The organism is Marinobacter sp. (genome assembly GCF_041595835.1).
Lineage (GTDB): Bacteria > Pseudomonadota > Gammaproteobacteria > Pseudomonadales > Oleiphilaceae > Marinobacter.
On record NZ_JBFHJO010000010.1, the window covers coordinates 25464 to 45085 of the forward strand.

16 protein-coding genes are annotated in these 19622 nt (G+C 49.9%); 7 read left to right on the top strand and 9 right to left on the bottom strand.

The window, feature by feature from the left end:
• Positions 1-155: 155 nt before the first annotated feature.
• The 4 genes from ABYA77_RS05690 to ABYA77_RS05705 form a co-directional block, all read right to left on the bottom strand.
• A complete protein-coding gene (locus ABYA77_RS05690) occupies positions 156-1403 on the bottom strand; it encodes a hypothetical protein (protein ID WP_372964986.1) in 1248 nt (415 codons plus the stop codon).
• Positions 1400-2605, bottom strand: coding sequence for an MbnH family di-heme enzyme (locus tag ABYA77_RS05695; protein ID WP_372964987.1), 1206 nt, complete (start codon positions 2603-2605; stop codon positions 1400-1402). The genes ABYA77_RS05690 and ABYA77_RS05695 overlap by 4 nt, the downstream gene beginning before the upstream one ends.
• Before the next feature lie 3 nt (positions 2606-2608).
• Complete coding sequence (locus tag ABYA77_RS05700) at positions 2609-3664, bottom strand: MbnP family copper-binding protein (protein WP_372964988.1); 1056 nt, start codon at positions 3662-3664, stop codon at positions 2609-2611.
• A gap of 90 nt (positions 3665-3754) precedes the next feature.
• The gene (locus tag ABYA77_RS05705) at positions 3755-5548 is read right to left on the bottom strand and encodes an ABC transporter ATP-binding protein/permease (RefSeq protein ID WP_372964989.1); all 1794 of its coding nucleotides are present in this window, start codon (positions 5546-5548) and stop codon (positions 3755-3757) included.
• Between the two features lie 231 nt (positions 5549-5779).
• Here ABYA77_RS05705 and ABYA77_RS05710 point away from each other — a divergent pair, with 231 nt between their 5' ends.
• Positions 5780-6535, top strand: coding sequence for a VC0807 family protein (locus tag ABYA77_RS05710; protein WP_372964990.1), 756 nt, complete (start codon positions 5780-5782; stop codon positions 6533-6535).
• Positions 6536-6621: 86 nt separating this feature from the next.
• Here the strand turns inward: ABYA77_RS05710 and gyrB are convergent, their stop codons facing one another.
• The 5 genes from gyrB to dnaA form a co-directional block, all read right to left on the bottom strand.
• Positions 6622-9036 carry a DNA topoisomerase (ATP-hydrolyzing) subunit B gene (gene gyrB, locus ABYA77_RS05715; protein WP_372964991.1) on the bottom strand — a complete coding sequence of 805 codons (2415 nt, stop codon included), beginning with the start codon at positions 9034-9036 and terminating at the stop codon, positions 6622-6624.
• A gap of 75 nt (positions 9037-9111) precedes the next feature.
• Positions 9112-10245 carry a DNA replication/repair protein RecF gene (gene recF, locus ABYA77_RS05720; protein WP_372964992.1) on the bottom strand — a complete coding sequence of 378 codons (1134 nt, stop codon included), beginning with the start codon at positions 10243-10245 and terminating at the stop codon, positions 9112-9114.
• A gap of 110 nt (positions 10246-10355) precedes the next feature.
• Entirely contained in the window at positions 10356-11627 is a 1272-nt protein-coding gene (locus ABYA77_RS05725) for an ABC1 kinase family protein (protein WP_372964993.1), read from the bottom strand.
• Between the two features lie 18 nt (positions 11628-11645).
• Positions 11646-12749 carry a DNA polymerase III subunit beta gene (gene dnaN / locus ABYA77_RS05730; protein ID WP_372964994.1) on the bottom strand — a complete coding sequence of 368 codons (1104 nt, stop codon included), beginning with the start codon at positions 12747-12749 and terminating at the stop codon, positions 11646-11648.
• A 54-nt stretch (positions 12750-12803) separates the two neighbouring features.
• Positions 12804-14249 carry a chromosomal replication initiator protein DnaA gene (dnaA, locus tag ABYA77_RS05735; RefSeq protein WP_372965028.1) on the bottom strand — a complete coding sequence of 482 codons (1446 nt, stop codon included), beginning with the start codon at positions 14247-14249 and terminating at the stop codon, positions 12804-12806.
• 653 nt (positions 14250-14902) lie between these two features.
• Here dnaA and rpmH point away from each other — a divergent pair.
• From rpmH to ABYA77_RS05765, 6 genes are all read left to right on the top strand, one after another.
• A complete protein-coding gene (gene rpmH, locus ABYA77_RS05740; RefSeq protein ID WP_008172542.1) occupies positions 14903-15037 on the top strand; it encodes a 50S ribosomal protein L34 in 135 nt (44 codons plus the stop codon).
• Between the two features lie 15 nt (positions 15038-15052).
• On the top strand, positions 15053-15451 hold the full coding sequence (rnpA, locus tag ABYA77_RS05745; RefSeq protein ID WP_372964995.1) for a ribonuclease P protein component: 399 nt from the start codon (positions 15053-15055) through the stop codon (positions 15449-15451).
• Positions 15451-15747: a membrane protein insertion efficiency factor YidD gene (gene yidD, locus ABYA77_RS05750; RefSeq protein WP_372964996.1), complete on the top strand. Its 297-nt coding sequence runs from the start codon at positions 15451-15453 to the stop codon at positions 15745-15747. The genes rnpA and yidD overlap by 1 nt, the downstream gene beginning before the upstream one ends.
• A 4-nt stretch (positions 15748-15751) precedes the next feature.
• Complete coding sequence (gene yidC, locus ABYA77_RS05755) at positions 15752-17455, top strand: membrane protein insertase YidC (protein ID WP_372964997.1); 1704 nt, start codon at positions 15752-15754, stop codon at positions 17453-17455.
• Positions 17456-17523: 68 nt separating this feature from the next.
• Positions 17524-18894, top strand: coding sequence for a tRNA uridine-5-carboxymethylaminomethyl(34) synthesis GTPase MnmE (gene mnmE, locus ABYA77_RS05760; protein ID WP_372964998.1), 1371 nt, complete (start codon positions 17524-17526; stop codon positions 18892-18894).
• 42 nt (positions 18895-18936) lie between these two features.
• On the top strand, positions 18937-19620 hold the full coding sequence (locus ABYA77_RS05765) for a response regulator transcription factor (RefSeq protein ID WP_372964999.1): 684 nt from the start codon (positions 18937-18939) through the stop codon (positions 19618-19620).
• Positions 19621-19622: the final 2 nt, after the last annotated feature.

The window sequence follows — 19622 nt, forward strand, 5'->3', positions numbered from 1 at the left end:
TATGCTGAAAGCGGCTTAAGCTCAAACATAGACCATAACTCAGTGACTTTCCTCTTCGTCATAGTTGTGCTGTTGCTGTTGCCACAGCAGGGCTGTCATCACCATTTTGAGCTGACGCCCGGCCCCAAAGGGGGCCAGAGTCCTTTTGCCCGCAGTCAGTGCTGGTGCCTGGTACTGGCGCCTGAATCTGAAGGCCAGAGCCGTCCACTCCAGACCACGCCCACCGACCAGCGCAGGTCACTCTCAGGCAAGGTTCGATCTTCGGTGACTTCGGTTCGAAGTGCCAGGTTATCCTTCCATTGCCAGTGCCAGAAAGCGGTGTAACGCTCCGGATCATGATCCTCCGGGTTTGCTAATCCGGAATCAGTGGCCAGAACAAGTGCTGCAGCCCCTGCCAGATGATTGTCGGTTGAGAGCCATTCACCTCTCAGGCCCATCGTATGACGGCGCCACTGCAGATATGGTTGTACCCAGCCGCCAAACTGATCGCTGTCTACGCTGGCCTGACGTCCGGTAGAGTCATGCAGGATGCCGTCCATATTCATTTGCATAAATTCTGCTTCAACACCCCATTGCCAATGAGGTTGAGGGTTGTAACGAATAGCACCGTGCAGACCGGCGATATCTGTATCGCCGGTAAAGCGGGTATCAGGAAACAGGGTTGCCGTTACGCCTGGTGGTGCCACCGGGGTATGAATATGTGTGCCTCCATAACGGTGGTCTGCTCTGGAACTGGCAGAGGCCTGGTAGAACCAGCCGCCCCCGGACATAGTAAACCTTTGCCCCTGCCACAGGTAACTGGCGAATACATCCCAGTTAGTATCGCCGGTATCGGTGGCTGGAAAAGCCTTGCCCCGCCACACCTCAACGCCCGCCGATACCCCCGCTGTTTCATGCCACCAGAAGCGCACACCTTCATCGTGAAAGTCGCGGCCAAAAAATACATCATTGACCAAGGGCGAATCGCTGATCCGCCGGTCAGCAGCATGGCTGGCCAGACTCGGAGAAAACACGGCTGACATTTTACCGGCTTCCAGCACCCAGGGGCCGGTCGAATCACAACAGACATAGCCTAGATAGGCGTGTTGCAGTTCCACTTCATCGCTATGATCATCGCCGCCTCCGTGGCTACCAATTTCAATGACCCCGAACACACGCTCATTGATGCGGGAACCAACCGTCAGGGTTGCTTCATCAACACTTACACCCTTCTCCTGGGGCCAGGCATGTCCACCCATCATGGTTCCCGGGATTTGCCAGAACTCATATTCATCAACCAGACTGGCTGAACGCCAGGTTGCTGCCACGCTTGCACTCACATCCAGCTGAGCATCTTCGGGAATGTAATGGGCATAACCCGTAACCGGCAGAAGCAATGCCAGCAAGACACAGAAACGAATCATGGAGTCAGATCCTTATTGGAATTATCGGTCCAGGGATTTGAGAATCGCGGATTGGTAATAAATGTCTGATCCGTCAGAGACTCTAAAAAGGCTACGAGGTCCTGGATTTCCGATTCAGTAATTGAAAACGAAACGATGAAGCTGTCTTTATAGGGATTCATACGGCCATCGCCCGGGTAGGGCGGGGAAACCCTCAGGCGCCCACCAGCGGCGTAGTTGCGTACAACATCTTCAAGAGATTTGACCGATCCATCATGGTTGTACGGCGCCGTAAGCGCGATGTTCCGGAGAGTTGGTGCACGGAATTGCCCCATATGATCAGGGTTTCCGGTTACTTCATGACGACCCGTGTTAGATTCCGGATAGCTCCCCATTCCATCAATGTTATATAGCCCAGTGTTATGGAAAGCCAACTGGCTGAAACTGGTTTGGCGGTCAACAGTTGCATCCGAGAAGTTATACCCTGCGTGGCAATGAAAGCACTCTAAACGTTCACTATTAAACAGTTTTTCCCCGCGAAGAGCCGAGTCTGACAACTCTCCACGATCGAAAGCACTGTCAAAAGACACGAGGCCACGTACAAACGACGCCAGCGCTTTCACGATATTGTCCCATGCCAAGTCCCCGTATAACGGCGCATCCTGATCAGGAAAGGCTTGCTGGAACAAAGTCGCGTAAACGGGATCTGCCTGAATACTACGTAATACCTGCTCAGAATTACCGGCATTCAGTCCATGTTCAATGGGATCATCACCAAACAGCGGAATCATAATCTGCTGTTCAATAGTGCCAAGACTCGGGTTACCCCAAGTTAAAGTACTTGCCCAGGCAACATTGACCAGAGACTGGCTGTTACGGGGGTGGAGCTCACCCGTTGCTCCAAAAGGAGTAGTCATCCCATCGCTGAAGGCTTTGTCCTGATGATGGCAGCTGGAACAACTTAACTCCCCATTCACCGATAGCCGTTGGTCATAAAACAGATGCCGCCCCAACTCGAACTTTTCTTCTGTCATCGGGTTGTCTGCCGGAACACGGGGCAGAGGGATAGACTTGGGTAATCCCCAATCAAATGAAGAAACAGTAGCGCCCTGATCATCTATCGTGGTCGAACTGGTTTCCAGGCAACCAGACAAACCGAGAGAAACGAACAACATTAACGCAGGCCCGGTGGGGCCTGCGATATATTTGCGATGTTTCCCCATGGTCTAATTCTTCTGAACGACAGAAAAGACGATGGCATTCGGATTACCGGTTGAGTTAGGGGAAGTACCCCAGGGTAGCGCCAGACGCTCAAAAATCGCTTCGCACTCGGGGTCTGTTTGACTCGACATACAACCCGGCGAAACACCGTCATCCTGACCAAGATTAGACCCAGAAACCAAGGCCTTGTAATCAAACTGAATCGCGGCTTCGTCGACACTCACACCATTGAGGGGCAACGTTAATTCTATACGGTTCTCATTCGGGCAGACTTTCGGAGCAACGCCCTGGTCAAGCTCCGAAGCTGATACTTCACACCCGGTACTTCCAAGATGGATATTCCAGCGGGAGTTAGACCATTCGGGATCTGCGGGCCGAACGACACCACCTTCCGGCCAAACATCCGCCGCAAGAAATTTATAGCCGTTTTGCCAGTTCCAGGTCATACCAGATGCTAAGCCAGGATTCCGCAAAGGCTCTTCCGCGTCTGTCTGGCTCTCGTGGTTCAGATCAAACGGTACGCCCAAAGTAAACTTGATTGCAGCAATACTCACTGCCGTATCAAGCTCGACGGTGCCCTCGACAGTATCTTTGAAAGTCGGATTAACGCCTGTATTACCGGCGGCACAAACTTCAACCAAATCACCCGCCGCATTAACCTCAGCAGTGTCCCGGAAGTCGAGCAATGCTACTCGATCGTTTTGAGCCAAAGCGTCAGAGTCAAGCGCCACCGGCAAAATATCGCCTTGATCCGTCACAAGCGCCAGATCATGGACGAAGAAACGCAGATCCTTAACGGTAACATCAGAGCCTGCGGTACCTATCCCCGAATATGTGGTGTCACATTTTAATGGATCAGAACCAACAACCGCCGCAAAAGGTATGACCAGACTTTTTGTATTGTCCGTGTCCTGCTCAACAGTCATTGATGAGGACGAGTCTTGTCCTGTATTCGTTGTTGAAGCAGAATCTTGCCCTATATCCGTTGATGAAGACGAACCACCACACGCAGAAAGAAGCAAAGCACAGGAAACCGCACCAACCATCCCTAAATTTTTCATCTATAACCTCCTTTAATTGATTTTTATTAAGAGGTTATGGTGTTTTAAACAAACTTATCAGGGAATGGGACATAATGCCGCAGACGAGAATCAGCCTTCAGTCCCTTGATGTTGCTGTTGCCAGAGATGCGCATAATGTCCGCCCCGGGCAAGCAAATTAAGGTGACTACCGCTTTCAACAATATGCCCACCATCCATCACCAGAATGGTATTGGCATCCCGAATGGTCGAAAGCCTGTGGGCAATGACCAGAGTTGTGCGCTGCTGACTCACTTCCTTCAATGCACTCAGAATGGCGTGCTCTGATAAAGAATCCAGTGACGATGTTGCTTCATCCAGGATAAGGATGGGAGGATTTTTTAGAATCACCCGAGCAATAGCCACCCGTTGTTTCTCACCACCGGATAACTTCAAACCCCGTTCGCCAACCTTGGTGTCGTATCCATCAGGCAGACTTTCAATAAACTTATCCAAATGAGCCAGGTGAGCAGCCCGGTAAACTTCTTCCGGGGACGCTTCGGGCCGGCCATAGGCCAGATTTCGATACAAAGTATCGTTAAACAACACGGTATCCTGGGGCACCACACCTATCGCCGAGCGCAGGCTATCCTGGGTGACTTGCCTGATATCCTGTCCATCAATGCGAATAGTGCCTTTATCTACATCGTAAAAACGGAACAATAAGCGGGCAAGGGTAGACTTGCCGGCACCACTGGCCCCGACTACAGCCACGGTATGGCCCGCCGGAATTGAAAAGTTTACATCTTGCAAGATAGGGCGATCTGCACGGTAGGCAAAATGGATATGCTCAAAACTTACTTCAGCCTTACTTACAGCCAATTCGGTAGCGCCCGGGGCATCCTGAATAGCAGGTTTATCTCCGAGTAGCTTGAACAACCTCTCTACATTTACCAGCGACTGCCTAATTTCCCGATAGACAAAGCCCAGAGCATTCAGAGGAATAAATAGCTGCAACAGGTAGGCATTAACCATGGTGAAGTCGCCCAGAGTAATTTCACCACTGGCGACTTCACCCACTGCCATGCTCATAATCGCAATCAAAGCGACGCCAATAATTAATGCCTGGCCAGTGTTCAGAGCCGCCAATGACAGACGGTTCTTCAAGCGAGCCTGTTCCCAGTTTTCCAGATCCTGATCATACAACTGCGCTTCATAACGTTCGTTGTTGAAATATTTAACCGTTTCGTAGTTCAGCAGGCTGTCTATGGCCCTTGAATTAGACTGGTTGTCCCGGGCATTGGCCTCGCGAACAAACTGGGTGCGCCATTCTGTAATTTTGATTGAATAAACCACGTACACAACCACGGCTATCAGAATAGCCAGCACATATCCCAGGTTGAACACCGCCAACATAATGCCTGCAACCATCAGGATTTCCAGAATAGTGGGAACAATATTAAACAGGGTAAATCTCAGCAGGAAGCTGATACCGTTGGTACCTCGCTCTATATCCCGGGCCAGCCCACCGGTTTTTCGGTCCAGGTGAAACCCCAGTTCCCGCTGGTGCAGGTGTTCAAAGATGCGCAACGACACCCGGCGCATCGCTCGCTCGGCTACCCGGGCGAATACGGCGTCCCGCAATTCACTGAATAGCGTCGCACCAAAACGTAACGATCCGTAGGCCACTACCAAAACGACAGGAATCCACAACAACAGATCTTCACCGCGGCTTTGGTCCAGATAGTCCACGATATATTTCAGAGCCACAGGGGTTGCCACTGTAGCCAACTTGGCTAACACCAACAAAGTTAGGGCGAGCACTACTCGACCACGGAATTCAGTCAGATAGGGCCAAAGACCAGCTATCACTTTCCAGTCTGGCTTGTGATCAGCGGGGTAGTCGTTGTCTGCGTATGCGCGCACTGGAGTTTCCTGTTAGCCAATGGAATCTGAGTCGATACAGGAATGGTACCGTGAAGGCTCACCAACTGCAGGCTTTCATGAAATTCCATGTTGTAACAAACGCCCGAGTCAAAGGCATGGTAAAGCCGGTTCCTACGCTTACGCTAGTCTCGGTATTCATCGTATACTGCGGGAGCACTTTGTTCGTGCAGCCTCTTCAAGCTGCTGTTTTTTCAACTATCAGGCTATCTCATGACCTCTGAGAACTCCTCCCATATTCCGGAACATCAACCCAGGCCTTGGATTGATTTATTAGTCAGTATCATCATTCCATCTGTCATTCTGATGAAGTTCAGTGGTGAGAATGATCTTGGCAGTGTTAACGCTCTTATTATCGGTTTAGCATTTCCCCTGACCTGGGGCCTGTTCGAACTGATTCGTTACCGTAAAAAGAATTTTATTGCTCTGTTGGGTTTGATCAGCGTGGGGCTCACAGGCGGAATTGGCTTGTTCGAACTGGATGCTGGCTGGCTTGCCATCAAGGAAGCGGCCGTGCCTGCCGTGATTGGTCTGGCCGTTCTGGTATCTACCCGTACCAGATATCCACTGGTACGCACGCTTTTGTATAACCCGAGTGTGCTCGATGTAGATAAAATTCACGCATCTCTTGAAGAGAGGAACTGTGTTGATGAGTTTGAAGCCCGGCTGCTCAATGCCAGTTATTTCTTTGCCGGAACGTTCCTGTTTTCGTCCATTATGAATTATGTCCTGGCCCGTTGGATTGTGGTCAGCCCGGCAGGTACCCAGGCTTTCAACGAGGAACTGGGGAGAATGACCCTGGTCAGCTATCCGATGATCGCCATTCCCTCCATGGTGATGATGATGCTTATTTTCTGGTATTTATGGCGCACCATTCGCCGGCTGACCGGCCATACACTTGAAGAGGTAATGTCCCCACATCTGGTTGAAAAAGAAAAAGAGCGAAAAAGGGCAAAAACCTCAAAGTAAGAAATCTGGTTTGATAATCCAGGCAAAAAAAAACGGTGGCATCCAGCAAGGATCCACCGTTTTTTATTGCCTGGTATCTCAAGTAATCAGATATCCAGGTTGCTTACTTCCAGTGCATGAGTCTGGATGAAATTACGCCGAGGCTCAACATCGTCACCCATCAGGGTCGTAAAGATCTGATCGGCTGCAAAAGCATCTTCAATGGTCACCTTCATCATTCGACGGCTTTCAGGGTCCATAGTGGTTTCCCAAAGCTGTTCCGGGTTCATTTCACCCAGTCCTTTATACCGCTGAATGTTCAGGCCACGCTGGGCTTCTTTCATCAACCAGTCCAGAGCGCCGGCAAACGACAAAATGGGCTGCTTACGCTCACCACGCTGAATATAGGCGCCGTCTTCGATCAGCCCTTCGATGGTCTCGCCCAGGCGCGCAATAGCCTTGTAAGACGTAGATTCAAAGAATTCATGGCTGAAGACATGCTCATACGGAATACCGTGCATGTAGATCGTCACTTTAGGCAGGAACAAATTACGTTCCTCGTCCCGGGTCACTGAGAAGGTGTATTTGGTTCCGGTTCGGGTATCCAGCTCCAGGCCTTCACCCAGTCGATTAATCCAGGCCGATACTGAAGCTTCATCTTTCAGCTGCTCAACAGACAGAGTGTCGTTGTAGATCATCTGCTCCAGGACCTTGGCCGGATAAGCGCGGGACAAACGCTCAATCATTCCCATCACTGTCTGGTAGTCCATAATCATGGTTTCCAGAGCAGAATCCTTGATGGGTGGGGCATCCGCATTCACGTACAACTGAGCGCCATCCAGAGCCGTCTGGGTAAGGTAAGCCACTTTCGCCTTCTCGTCCTTCAGGTATTGCTCTTGCTTACCACGCTTGACCTTGTAAAGAGGTGGCATGGCAATGAATACGTGCCCACGTTCGATAATCTCACGCATCTGACGGAACAGGAATGTCAAAAGGAGAGTCCGGATGTGCGAACCATCCACGTCGGCATCGGTCATAATGATAATGGAGTGGTAACGCAGCTTATCCGGGTTAAACTCTTCCCGGCCAATACCACAGCCCAGCGCTGTAATCAGGGTACCAACTTCAGCAGATGACAACATCTTATCGAACCGGGCTTTTTCCACGTTCAGGATCTTACCTTTCAGCGGAAGGATAGCCTGCGTCTTACGATCACGACCCTGCTTGGCACTACCACCCGCAGAATCACCCTCCACTATGAACAGTTCAGAGAGGGCGGGATCTTTTTCCTGGCAATCAGCCAGTTTTCCAGGCAAGCCAGCGATATCCAGTGCGCCTTTACGACGGGTCATATCCCGGGCTTTACGAGCAGCTTCACGAGCACGCGCAGCTTCAATCATTTTATTAACGATCAGCTTGGCTTCGTTTGGATTCTCCTGGAGATAATCAGCAAAGCTCTGATATAACTCCTGCTCAACTGCGGTTTTCACCTCAGATGACACCAGCTTATCTTTGGTCTGAGATGAAAATTTCGGATCAGGCACTTTAACACTAACGATCGCTGTCAGGCCCTCACGAGCATCATCACCAGACGTCGAAACCTTGGATTTTTTGCCCAGACCTTCATGCTCAATATAGTTATTCAAAGAGCGGGTGAGGGCAGCACGGAATCCCGCAAGGTGAGTACCGCCATCCCTCTGGGGAATGTTGTTAGTAAAGCAATACAGATTTTCCTGGAAGGCATCGTTCCACTGCATAGCCACTTCCACCGAAATACCGTCTTCACGTTCACGGTTGAAATGGAAGACCTGATTAATCGGGGTCTTGTTGGTATTCAGATGCTCAACAAAGGCACGCAAACCACCTTCATATTCGAATACTTCCTCACGACCGGTGCTTTCCTCGGTTAAACGAATGCGCACACCGCTGTTCAGGAATGCCAGTTCCCGAAGACGTTTAGCCAGAATTTCATAGTGAAATTTAATATGGCTGAAGGTTTCCGGTGATGGGATGAAATGCACCTTGGTCCCGGAGGATTCCGTTTCACCTACCGCACCTAGCGGAGCATCAGGAACCCCGTGTGTGTATGTCTGCTCATAGACAGTGCCATTACGACGAATGGTGAGCGTCAGTTTGGAAGACAGGGCGTTAACAACGGACACCCCCACACCATGCAGACCGCCCGACACTTTATAAGAGTTATCATCAAACTTACCGCCAGCATGCAGTACCGTCATGATAACTTCAGCGGCAGACACGCCTTCTTCTTCGTGAATATCAACAGGAATACCACGGCCGTTGTCTTGTACGCTGACTGATTCATCAGGGTGAATAATCACGCCAATCTCAGAACAGTGTCCTGCCAGAGCCTCATCGATGGAGTTATCCACCAATTCAAAGACCATGTGGTGCAACCCCGTACCATCATCAGTATCACCGATGTACATGCCGGGACGTTTACGCACCGCATCCAGTCCCTTTAGGACTTTGATACTGGAGGAATTGTAGTTCGATTCACTCATTAATGAGACTCCTGAAGGTGATACCCGGTAACAGACTCAGCAGTACTTTCAGGATCTGCTGCAATCCTACCCAGTTTATTCTTCCGTCAATTTTCCATGTTCCACGTGGAACATTCTGTATTCTGGTGCCTGTCCATCCTTCCATAACACCTCGGGTTCCGGGTGCTCGATGGACGTAATAAACACCTGGCAACGTAAATCCTGGAGCTTTCTTGCCAGCATTATCCGGTGACGGACATCCAGCTCGGCATTAATATCATCAAGCAAAAAAGTGACTTGTTTGCCCAAATCACTCAAAACTTTGCCTTGGGCTATTTTCATAAGAATAACCAAGGTCTTTTGCTGGCCTCGCGAAAACGTTTCGGCTACAGGTCGCCCGCCGTATTTAAGACGAATATCCGCACGATTCGGACCATAAATTGTATGGCCCATGCGCCGCTCCTGTTCGCGATGCCCTTTCAAAACATCAACCAAAGATTGCGAACGATCCCAGCCCGGATAAAACTCCAGCTTCACCCCCTCGGCCCACTCTGCATCCAGTTCTTTAAGAACTTCATCGAATGCAACCTTGAACTGGTAAAAAACGCGCTCCCTGGTGTCGCTCAGAGATTCCGAAAGGGGTCCAAACTGATTATCCCATACCCTCATCAGCGACTCATCGATTCTACCATTTCTGAGCGTTTGATTCCGCTGTGATGTAACTCTCTGACATTGTTGCCATGAAGATGAAAAAGAAGGTTCCACGTGGAACACTAACCAATCAAGAAACTGTCGACGCTTCCCCGGCCCACCGGCAACAATATCGAATACTCCCGGATCAATAACGGACACAGGCAAGCGTTTCGCTAACGTCGACAAATTCCTGACGGCCTCACCATCAACTCTCAGAGACGTTTCTTTGGAGACAATATCCCGAGAAATACCCAAACGATGCTCTGCGCATGAAATGTCTGTCATTTCACAAGACGCTTCATCAATTCCCTTGTCCAGAGCACCAAATACTGTCAACTTGCTCTGCCCATGGGCCACCACCGCCTGATGACGCGAGACCCGGAACGAACGCCCCAAACCAAGATAACCAATGGCTTCAAGCACACTGGACTTACCACTTCCGTTGGAACCATAAAGAAGATTGAAAGAGGGGGAGAACCTGACGGGTTCTGGCTCCAGGTTTCGAAAAAACTGAGTCTGGAGTTTCACTAGCGCCATAAAGAGGGGAGTCTCAATACCAGGTAGAAAACTAGGAGCCCTATAAAACAAAAGGCAATGCCGCTAACCGACACTGCCTTAGTGTACAAGATGCAAGGGTACTTGGCTCGTTAATGCAGCATAGTTAGCCGATCATCCATAAATACATCCATCTCTGGCGCCATGATATGCACATAGCGGTCGAAGTAGAGGAACTGTTTAAGCAACAACGCAAACTCTCTGGGAAAGTGCAGACCATGGCTCTCACCGACTTTCACCATATCCATCAGAATATGGTTTACGTCATCTTCGGCTTGTTCCATTTGGTAGACACTCTCGTCCGGTACCATCCGGTCCATCTGTTTATACAAGCGCTGAAGATCGGCAGCCAAATCTTCCGCCTTTACAGCACGACGAGTGACTCCAATACGAATCATCGCATCTGCCATGCCCTGGAAATTCCCAACCATAATGGCAGAAATAAAATCACTGACAGCCTGCCAGGTATCCGGTTTGATCCGGCCCACGATACCAAAATCGATAAAACCGACGCGGCCGTCTTTCAGTACCATTAAGTTTCCTGCATGCACATCTGCGTGAAAGAATTCACACTGAGTCAAACTGGAAAACCAGGTGTTCATCGCTGTAATCAAGGTACGCTCGGGATCTTTGGCATAACCGCGAATACTGTCAAGATCGGTTAACGGAACACCGTAGAAACGCTCCATCGTCAGAATTCGGCGACTACTGCAGTGATCGTAGACCACGGGTACGGTTGCATCTTCATTGCCGGTTGACTCAAGAAACGCCCGGAATACCTTAAGGTTATTGGCTTCCTTGATGAAATCACATTCTTCCATCATGGTTTTCTGGATTTCGTCGACAATGCCGGATAGAGAAGTCCATGACAGCTTCGGCGCCAGGGTTTCCAGAATACGAGCAGACAAATACAAGAAATTCAGATCTGTCAGCAGAATGTTTTCAACACCCGGCTTCTGAACTTTGATAACCACATCTTCGCCAGTCACCAGTCTGGCTGCGTGCACCTGAGCAATCGACGCCGATGCCAGAGCTACCGGATCAATCTCGGAATAAACCTCATCAATCGGGCGGCCCAGCTCATCACGGATTATCTTTTTGATAACGCTGAACGGCAGGCTTGGTGTGTTGTCGAGACAGTTCTGAAACTCCTCGACGTATTCTTTCGGGAAGAACGTGGGTGAACTGGCAATAAACTGGCCCAGCTTTATATAAGTCGAACCCAGATTTTCAAATGTCTGACGCAACAACTTTGGCGTGGGTGGGCGATCGCCCCGAACCCAGTTAACACCGGTACGACCAAGCACTGACAGCGTTTGACCTATCCTGAACGCGCCTTTGATTCCATTCACTATGGGTCCCATCGATTCCTCCGGAAACAATTACAAACGCATCGGCATGACAACGTACATACAACCATTATCATTTTCCGCTTCGATCAATGCACTACTGTTAGGGTTAGACAGCGTGACCTTAACCTGAGCATCACTCAGCGCATTCATTACATCGACCAGGTAGCCTACATTAAAGCCAATCTGAAGTGATTCGCCCTGATAATCCACAGGCAGTGCATCTTCGGCCTGTTCCTGATCAGGGTTGTTGGCAAAAACTTCAAGCTGACCAGGTTTGAGATTTAGCCGCACACCACGAATGTTCTCGTGAGAAAGAATGCCCGCTCGCTGCAGAGTATTCTTAAGCGTTGCCCGGTCAGCCAAAACGACTTTATCCCCGCCGCGCGGAATGACCCGATTGTAGTCCGGAAATTTCCCTTCAATCAGCTTGGAAGTGAACGTATATGACCCGACCGTTGCGCGCAGGTGATTGTCCCCGATAACCAGAGTTACCGGGGATTCGTCATCACTCAACAAACGAGCCAGTTCCAGAATACCTTTTCTTGGCACGATAACCTGACGGGCTTCCGGGCAACCGGTTTCCATATCAAAATGCGCCAATGCCAGCCGATGACCATCGGTAGCCACCGTGCGAACGTGTCCTGAGTCTACTTCCAGCAACAAACCATTCAGATAGTAGCGAACGTCCTGCTGAGCCATGGCGAACGCCGTCGCATCCAGCATACGGCCCAATTCTTTCTGGGGCAGTTCCAGACGAAAACTCTCTGGCTCATCTTCTACGTTGGGGAAATGTTCCGCAGGCAAGGTCGATAGCGTGAAATGAGAGTTGCCGGCGCGAACATGCAACCGATCACCTTCTTGTGCCAGTTCAATTGGTGCTTCATCGCCCAGAGCACGACAAATATCAGACAGCTTACGGGCCGGAACAGTGATCCTGCCAGGCTGGTCTACATGTACCGGCGTCACCCGGCCTACCAGTTCCACTTCCATATTGGTGCCAGTCAGCGTCAACGTATTACCTTCAGCTTCCAGTAACACGTTAGACAGAACCGGCATGGTCTGTTTCTTTTCCACAACGCCAGCGATGCTTTGCAGCGGAGTAAGCAGGGATTCACGGCTGATTGTCAGTTTCATGGCACTCGGCTTCAGTTATCGGAAGTGAATGTTATTAGCTTGCCACCTTTAGCGTCAGGTGGTCAGTAATCTCATAAAATTCTGGTAGTCCTCCCGGATACCGGGATCGGTCTCCTGGAGTTCTCTGATTTTCTTACAGGCGTGCAACACCGTAGTGTGATCGCGCCCGCCAAAAGCATCACCAATCTCAGGAAGACTGTGATTGGTCAGCTCTTTAGATAACAACATGGCTACTTGCCTGGGGCGAGTCACGGTCCGGGTTCGCCTTTTGGACAACAGATCGGCCACTTTGATCTTATAGTACTCCGCAACCGTCCTTTGAATGTTATCAACACTGACCTGTTTTTCATGTAACGCCAACAGATCTTTCAGACTTTCTCTGATAAAAGGAGGCGTAATCTCCGACCCAGTGAAGTGAGCGTTCGCTATCACCAGGCGTAGCGCACCTTCTAGCTCTCGAACGTTTGAACGAATTTTCTGAGCAATAAAGAAAGCCGCCTCGCTACTCAATTTAACGTTGGCCTGCTCAGCTTTTTTCATCAAAATCGCAACACGGGTTTCCAGTTCTGGAGGCTCAACCATGACAGTCAGGCCCCAACCGAAACGGGATTTCAGCCGTTCTTCCATATCCACTATTTCTTTAGGAAAACGATCACAAGTTACAATCACTTGTTGGCCGCCTTCCAGCAGAGCATTAAACGTGTGGAAAAACTCTTCCTGAGAACGCTCTTTACGAGCAAAAAACTGGATATCATCAATCAGCAACGCATCAACCGAACGGTAGTAGCGTTTAAATTCGTTAATGGCGTTCAATTGAAGCGCCTTCACCATATCCGCCACAAAACGCTCAGAACGCAAATAAGCAACTTTGGCATTTGGATTGCGACGAACAATTTCATTGCCTATGGCGTGCATCAAGTGAGTTTTACCCAACCCGACTCCACCATAAAGGAACAATGGGTTATAGGCACCCCCCGGATTCTCAGCCACCTGCATAGAAGCTGCGCGAGCCAGTTGGTTAGATTTACCCTCTACAAACGTATCAAAGGTAAAGGTCTCGTTCAGGAAGCTCTGGTGCTTAATATCACCCTCTACCTGAACAGACCGGCGCTGACCGCTCATCGTTGATGTCGCCAGGTTGCTGTTATTCGTCGTGTTAGCGCGACGATGGGCAACGGTAGCGGCAACACTCTTCTCTTCTTCTGTAACCGTATGCCCTGTTTCATCAACTTCAGGGACAGACCGGACAACAGGATCATCAGGCTTTGGAGCAGAACCTACTTTCATCTGAACTCTGGGAGCCTGGCCGCCGTTCAGATCTTTAAGCACTTCCTCAATGCGTCTCAGGTACTTTTCATTCACCCAGTCCATAACAAAACGGTTCGGAGCGAACAGCATCAACTGGCCTTCACGTTGATCAGACTGAAGAGGCCGCAACCAGGTATTAAACTGCTGTGCGGGAAATTCATCCCGAAGTACTTCAAGACATTGATGCCACATACTGTTAGGCAAGACCGCCCACTCCCAACTACCTGACTATTCTCACACCGGAAAGAATTTTCCCGTTGCTCAAGGTGACCCCGGATTCTACCCCGAGCAGCCGCTCAGTAAAAGGCCGTCCACCCAGGTAATGAACAGGCTGTGGAAACATTTAAATAATATTTTCAACTTGTTACAGACATATCTACAGCCTTGTGTACAGAAAACTATTGAAAAATAGTTATACACAGAAGGCTGTGCGCATCATGGGATAAGCCCTGTGTGAAACCCCTGTATCGATCGATGCATAACTCGGAGAGATGATCAAAACCCCACTTATTCACAATTTCGCATACTCTTACCCACAGGGCTTAACCACACATGTCACAAGCCTTATCATCACCGTAACTTTTTATATTTAAAGTGTTTTTTATCATTATCCACAGAAAACATACTGCGTAATAACAGTAATAATTAATCTTTGAAAGAACTTTAAAAAAACCTACTAATGCTATTAATCACGGCTGCGGAAACTACCCACGTAGAAAAGTTACAATCCCCTGTCCTCATTGATTGATCTTCCTGTGAGATTTGACTAGAATGCCGCTCCTGTTTCAGCTGTCTATTTTCCAGCCAGTTACAAATTTCAATTTACGATTTGTGAGAACATCATCATGAAAAGAACATTCCAACCGAGCGTCCTGAAGCGCAAGCGTGTTCACGGCTTCCGTGCCCGTATGGCGACTGCTAACGGCCGTAAGGTGATCTCCCGTCGTCGTGCCAAAGGCCGCGCACGTCTGTCTGCGTAAGCTGAAAACTGCCTCATGAAGGCTTTGACGTTTCCAAAATCGAACAGGCTTCTGAAGCCTTCAGATTACGGCAAAGTCTTCGATGACGTGCAGCTGAAAGTTCCGCACCGGAATTTTCTGATCCTGGCGGCCCCGAATAATCTCGGTCATGCCAGGATTGGTTTGATTTTCTCAAAGAAAAACCTACGGCACGCCGTCCAGAGAAACCGGATCAAACGCCAGGTCAGAGAAACATTCAGACTACAGCAGGATTTACCGGGCCTGGATATTATTGTTCTGGGTCGACAAGGGCTTAATAACCTCGAAAATCCTGAAGTTCGTTCTTCATTGAACGATATCTGGCGTCGGGTGAAGAAAAAATATCGCCAGGTCGTCGCTGCCCGATCAGAAGCTCATGCTCAGGGCAACGAGTAATGCGCCAACTTCTGCTTTTACCTATACGGTTCTACCAGTACGCTATCAGCCCGATGATGGGCAGCCATTGCCGACACACTCCTACCTGTTCACAATATGCCATTGAGGCTATACAACATCATGGAGCTCTGAAAGGCAGCTATCTTGCAGGTGCACGCTTGTTAAGGTGTCATCCTTGGGGCGATGCCGGTTATGATCCGGTTCCAGGAACTGAAGAACCCGTCAAAAAGACGAACCCTGACGTAACAATTAGCCCAACTGAACAGTTTCAATCCACTACTCAGACCAGACCCTAAGTTTATGGATATTCAACGCATCGTTTTGTTTGCCGGTCTTGCGATTGTCAGTTATCTGATGGTGCTTGCCTGGAACGAGGATTACCACCAACCACAAACAGCACAAGTGGTTCAAACCGAATCGTCCATGAATGGCAATTTGCCAGTGGATGACATGGTGCTGCCTGAGAATGGAACAAACGGTTCAACCGGAGAAGAGTTTTTAACACCGGAAACAGGTGGAGTATCTACAGCCAGTCCTGCAGCCAGTGAAAACGTAAACAATCGTTATATCTCGGTGAAAACTGACGTTTACGATCTGAAAATTGACCGTATTGGCGGCAACCTGGTTGAAAGTTCTTTGCTGGACTTTGACGAATCGTTAAACAGCGAACAACCGCTTAAGCTTCTCACCAACAGTAATAACCGTACTTACTTATTGGAAAGTGGCCTGATTGGACGAGATGGGCCTGATGGTCGTGGCGCCACTCAGCCTCCTGTGTTTTCCAGTACACAAAACGAATTCGTTCTGGCTGATGGAAACGATAACCTCACTATCGATCTCAGCTACACCACTGATACCGGAGTTAAAATCACCAAACGTTACCAGCTAAAACGTGATAGCTATGAAATTGGTGTTCGTTACCTGATCAATAACCAGTCGGATACCCCCTGGCAGGCTAACTTTACTGGCAAAATTGTTCGTGATCAGGCACCAGACCCAACTTCCCAGGCAAGCATGGGTATCAAAGCCTTCCTTGGCATGGTGGTAAGTACTCCTGAAGATCCTTATGAAAAATATAAATTTGATGACCTCGCAGAAAAACGCATCAATCAATCTGTAACCAATGGCTGGTTAGCGTTTTTGCAGCATTATTTCCTGACGGCCTGGGTACCTGATTCAGAAACCCCGGCTCAATTCCAGACCACCCAACGTGGCCAATTGCATGTGATGGGCTTTGTTTACCCGGCGACTACGGTGGCCGCAGGCGAAACCGTAGAAGTTGGAGCCACCGCCTATGTTGGTCCTAAGATTATCGACCGTCTGGAAGCTGTAGCTCCAAACCTCGACCGCACCGTCGATTTCGGCTGGCTGTTTTTTATCTCATTACCTCTGTTTATCGTTCTGGAATGGTTCTATGGCCTGGTGGGTAATTGGGGAGTTTCAATTATTCTCCTAACGGTTCTGGTGAAGGCTGTATTCTTCCACCTGTCAGCCACCAGCTATCGGTCAATGGCCAAGATGCGTGCAGTTGCGCCCCACCTTGCCCGATTGAAAGAGCTCTACGGTGATGATCGCCAGCGCATGTCTCAGGAAATGATGGCCCTGTACAAGCGAGAGAAAATCAACCCGCTGGGTGGTTGCTTGCCAATTCTGGTTCAGATGCCGGTGTTTATTTCTCTGTACTGGGTTCTGTTTGAAAGTGTGCAATTACGCCATGCACCCTTCATGCTGTGGATTCAGGATTTGTCTCAGATGGACCCATACTTCATCCTGCCAATTCTGATGGGGGCCAGCATGTTCATCCAGATGAGCCTGAACCCGACACCACCTGATCCTATGCAGGCCAAGATCATGAAGCTGATGCCTATGATCTTCACCGTGTTCTTCCTCTGGTTCCCGGCCGGTCTGGTACTGTACTGGTTGGTGAACAACATTCTTTCAATCTCGCAGCAGTGGTACATTACTCGCAAGATTGAAGCGGAAACAGCAGGCAAGAAGTACTGACGAATCAGTATTTCTGTCCAGACAAAGGCTCCCGTGTGGAGCCTTTGTTTTTTGTAAGGAACGTCATTATGCAGCCAGCCACCGATACCATTGCCGCCATCGCCACAGCGCCGGGACAGGCCGGGGTAGGTATAGTCCGGGTATCCGGCCCAAAAGCTTCCGTGATTGCCCGCACCATGCTGGGCTTTGACCCCAGGCCTCGTTACGCACACTTTGGAGCATTTATGGACTCCAAAGGCGAGCTGATTGATGAAGGCATCGGCCTGTACTTCCCGAATCCGCATTCGTTTACCGGGGAAGACGTGTTTGAGCTGCAGGGCCATGGTGGCACGGTTATTCTCGACATACTGCTTAGAGAAGTATGTAGCCTGGGAGCTCGCCTCGCCCGCCCCGGAGAGTTTTCTGAACGTGCCTTTCTCAATGATAAGCTGGATCTTGCCCAGGCTGAGGCCATTGCCGATCTGATTGAAAGTAGCTCGGAACAAGCTGCACGCTGCGCCGTACGTTCGATGCAGGGTGTGTTTTCACGCCGCATAGATGATCTGGTCGAGGCTGTCACCCACCTGCGTATTTATGTAGAGGCCGCCATTGATTTTCCTGAAGAAGAAATCGATTTTCTGGCGGATGGCAAAGTGGCTGCAGATCTTGTTTCATTACTACAACGGGTGGAACAGATACTGTCTGAAGCACAACAGGGCACTATTCTTCGGGACGGTATGAAAGTGGTGATTGCTGGCAGACCCAATGCGGGTAAGTCCAGTTTGCTGAATGCATTGGCGGGCCGGGAAGCCGCTATCGTTACCGCGATTGAAGGCACTACCCGGGATGTGTTGCGGGAACATATCCATATTGACGGTATGCCACTGCACATAATTGATACGGCAGGTCTTCGTGACAGCCCGGATGAAGTAGAGCGCATTGGTATTGCCCGGGCCTGGGAAGAAATCCGTCAGGCTGACCGAATTCTGCTGATGGTAGATGCCACCACGACCGATAAAACCGAACCTCACGAGATTTGGCCGGACTTTATCGACAAGCTCCCCTGTAATGCGCCAGTAACCGTCATTCGTAACAAAGTGGATCTGTCGGGTGAACCAGTGGGAATCAGCGCAGAGCCGCATCAGCTTGCTCCAGTCGTTCGTCTGGCAGCCAAAGAGGCGGAAGGGTTGGATGTTCTGCGCAATCACCTGAAAGAGTGTATTGGCTTTGCCAGCACCACAGAAGGCGGCTTTCTGGCCCGACGTCGGCATCTGGACGCACTGGAACGCGCCAGGGATTCGCTGGTTCAGGGCCAAAGTCAGTTGGAAGGGTATGGCGCAGGGGAGCTTCTGGCGGAAGACCTCAGAGCCGCTCAGGACGCTTTGGGTGAAATTACTGGGCACCTGACTCCCGATGAACTGCTTGGCAAGATTTTCAGTTCGTTCTGTATCGGGAAGTGATGTAGCAAAAAGCTTCCATGAGTGGTCTAAGGATTAAGCTCAATGAACGTATTGCTGGTCGAAGATGAACAGAAAATTGCTGATTTCGTCTGTGAAGGTTTGCGTGCTAAAAACTTCAATGTAATCCATTGCGCTGACGGGCATCGTGGGTACGAGGTTGCCAGTAAGAATACCTTCGATGTCATTATTCTCGACATCATGCTGCCGGGCCGCGATGGCCTGGATATTCTCCGTTCTCTGCGTAAAGAACGCATCGACACCCCCATTATTTTGCTGACCGCCCGTAATGAGTTGGGGGATCGTGTGCAGGGCCTGGAAATGGGTGCTGATGATTATCTGGCCAAACCTTTCTATGTAGAAGAGCTGAACGCCCGCATTCAGGCGCTATTCCGACGACATGGTGGCGCACAGCAGCATTTGATTGAGGCAGGCTCGCTGCAGCTGGACTGCATAAATCGAACCATTAACTGTCGGGGCCAGTCGGTAGAACTTACCAGCCGGGAATTCAGCCTGCTTGAGTACCTTATGCGTTCCGCCAATCAGGTGTTAACTCGCGGCCAGTTGCTGGAGCATGTCTGGGGCTACGATTTTGATCCCTGTACCAATGTTGTGGATGTCTGTATTAAACGTATTCGCCGTAAGATTGCCTCACTGGATGAGGCAGGGGAAATGGTTGGCGCCATTGAATCGGTACGAGGTACGGGATACCGCTTGAGTTCCCGCTGAGG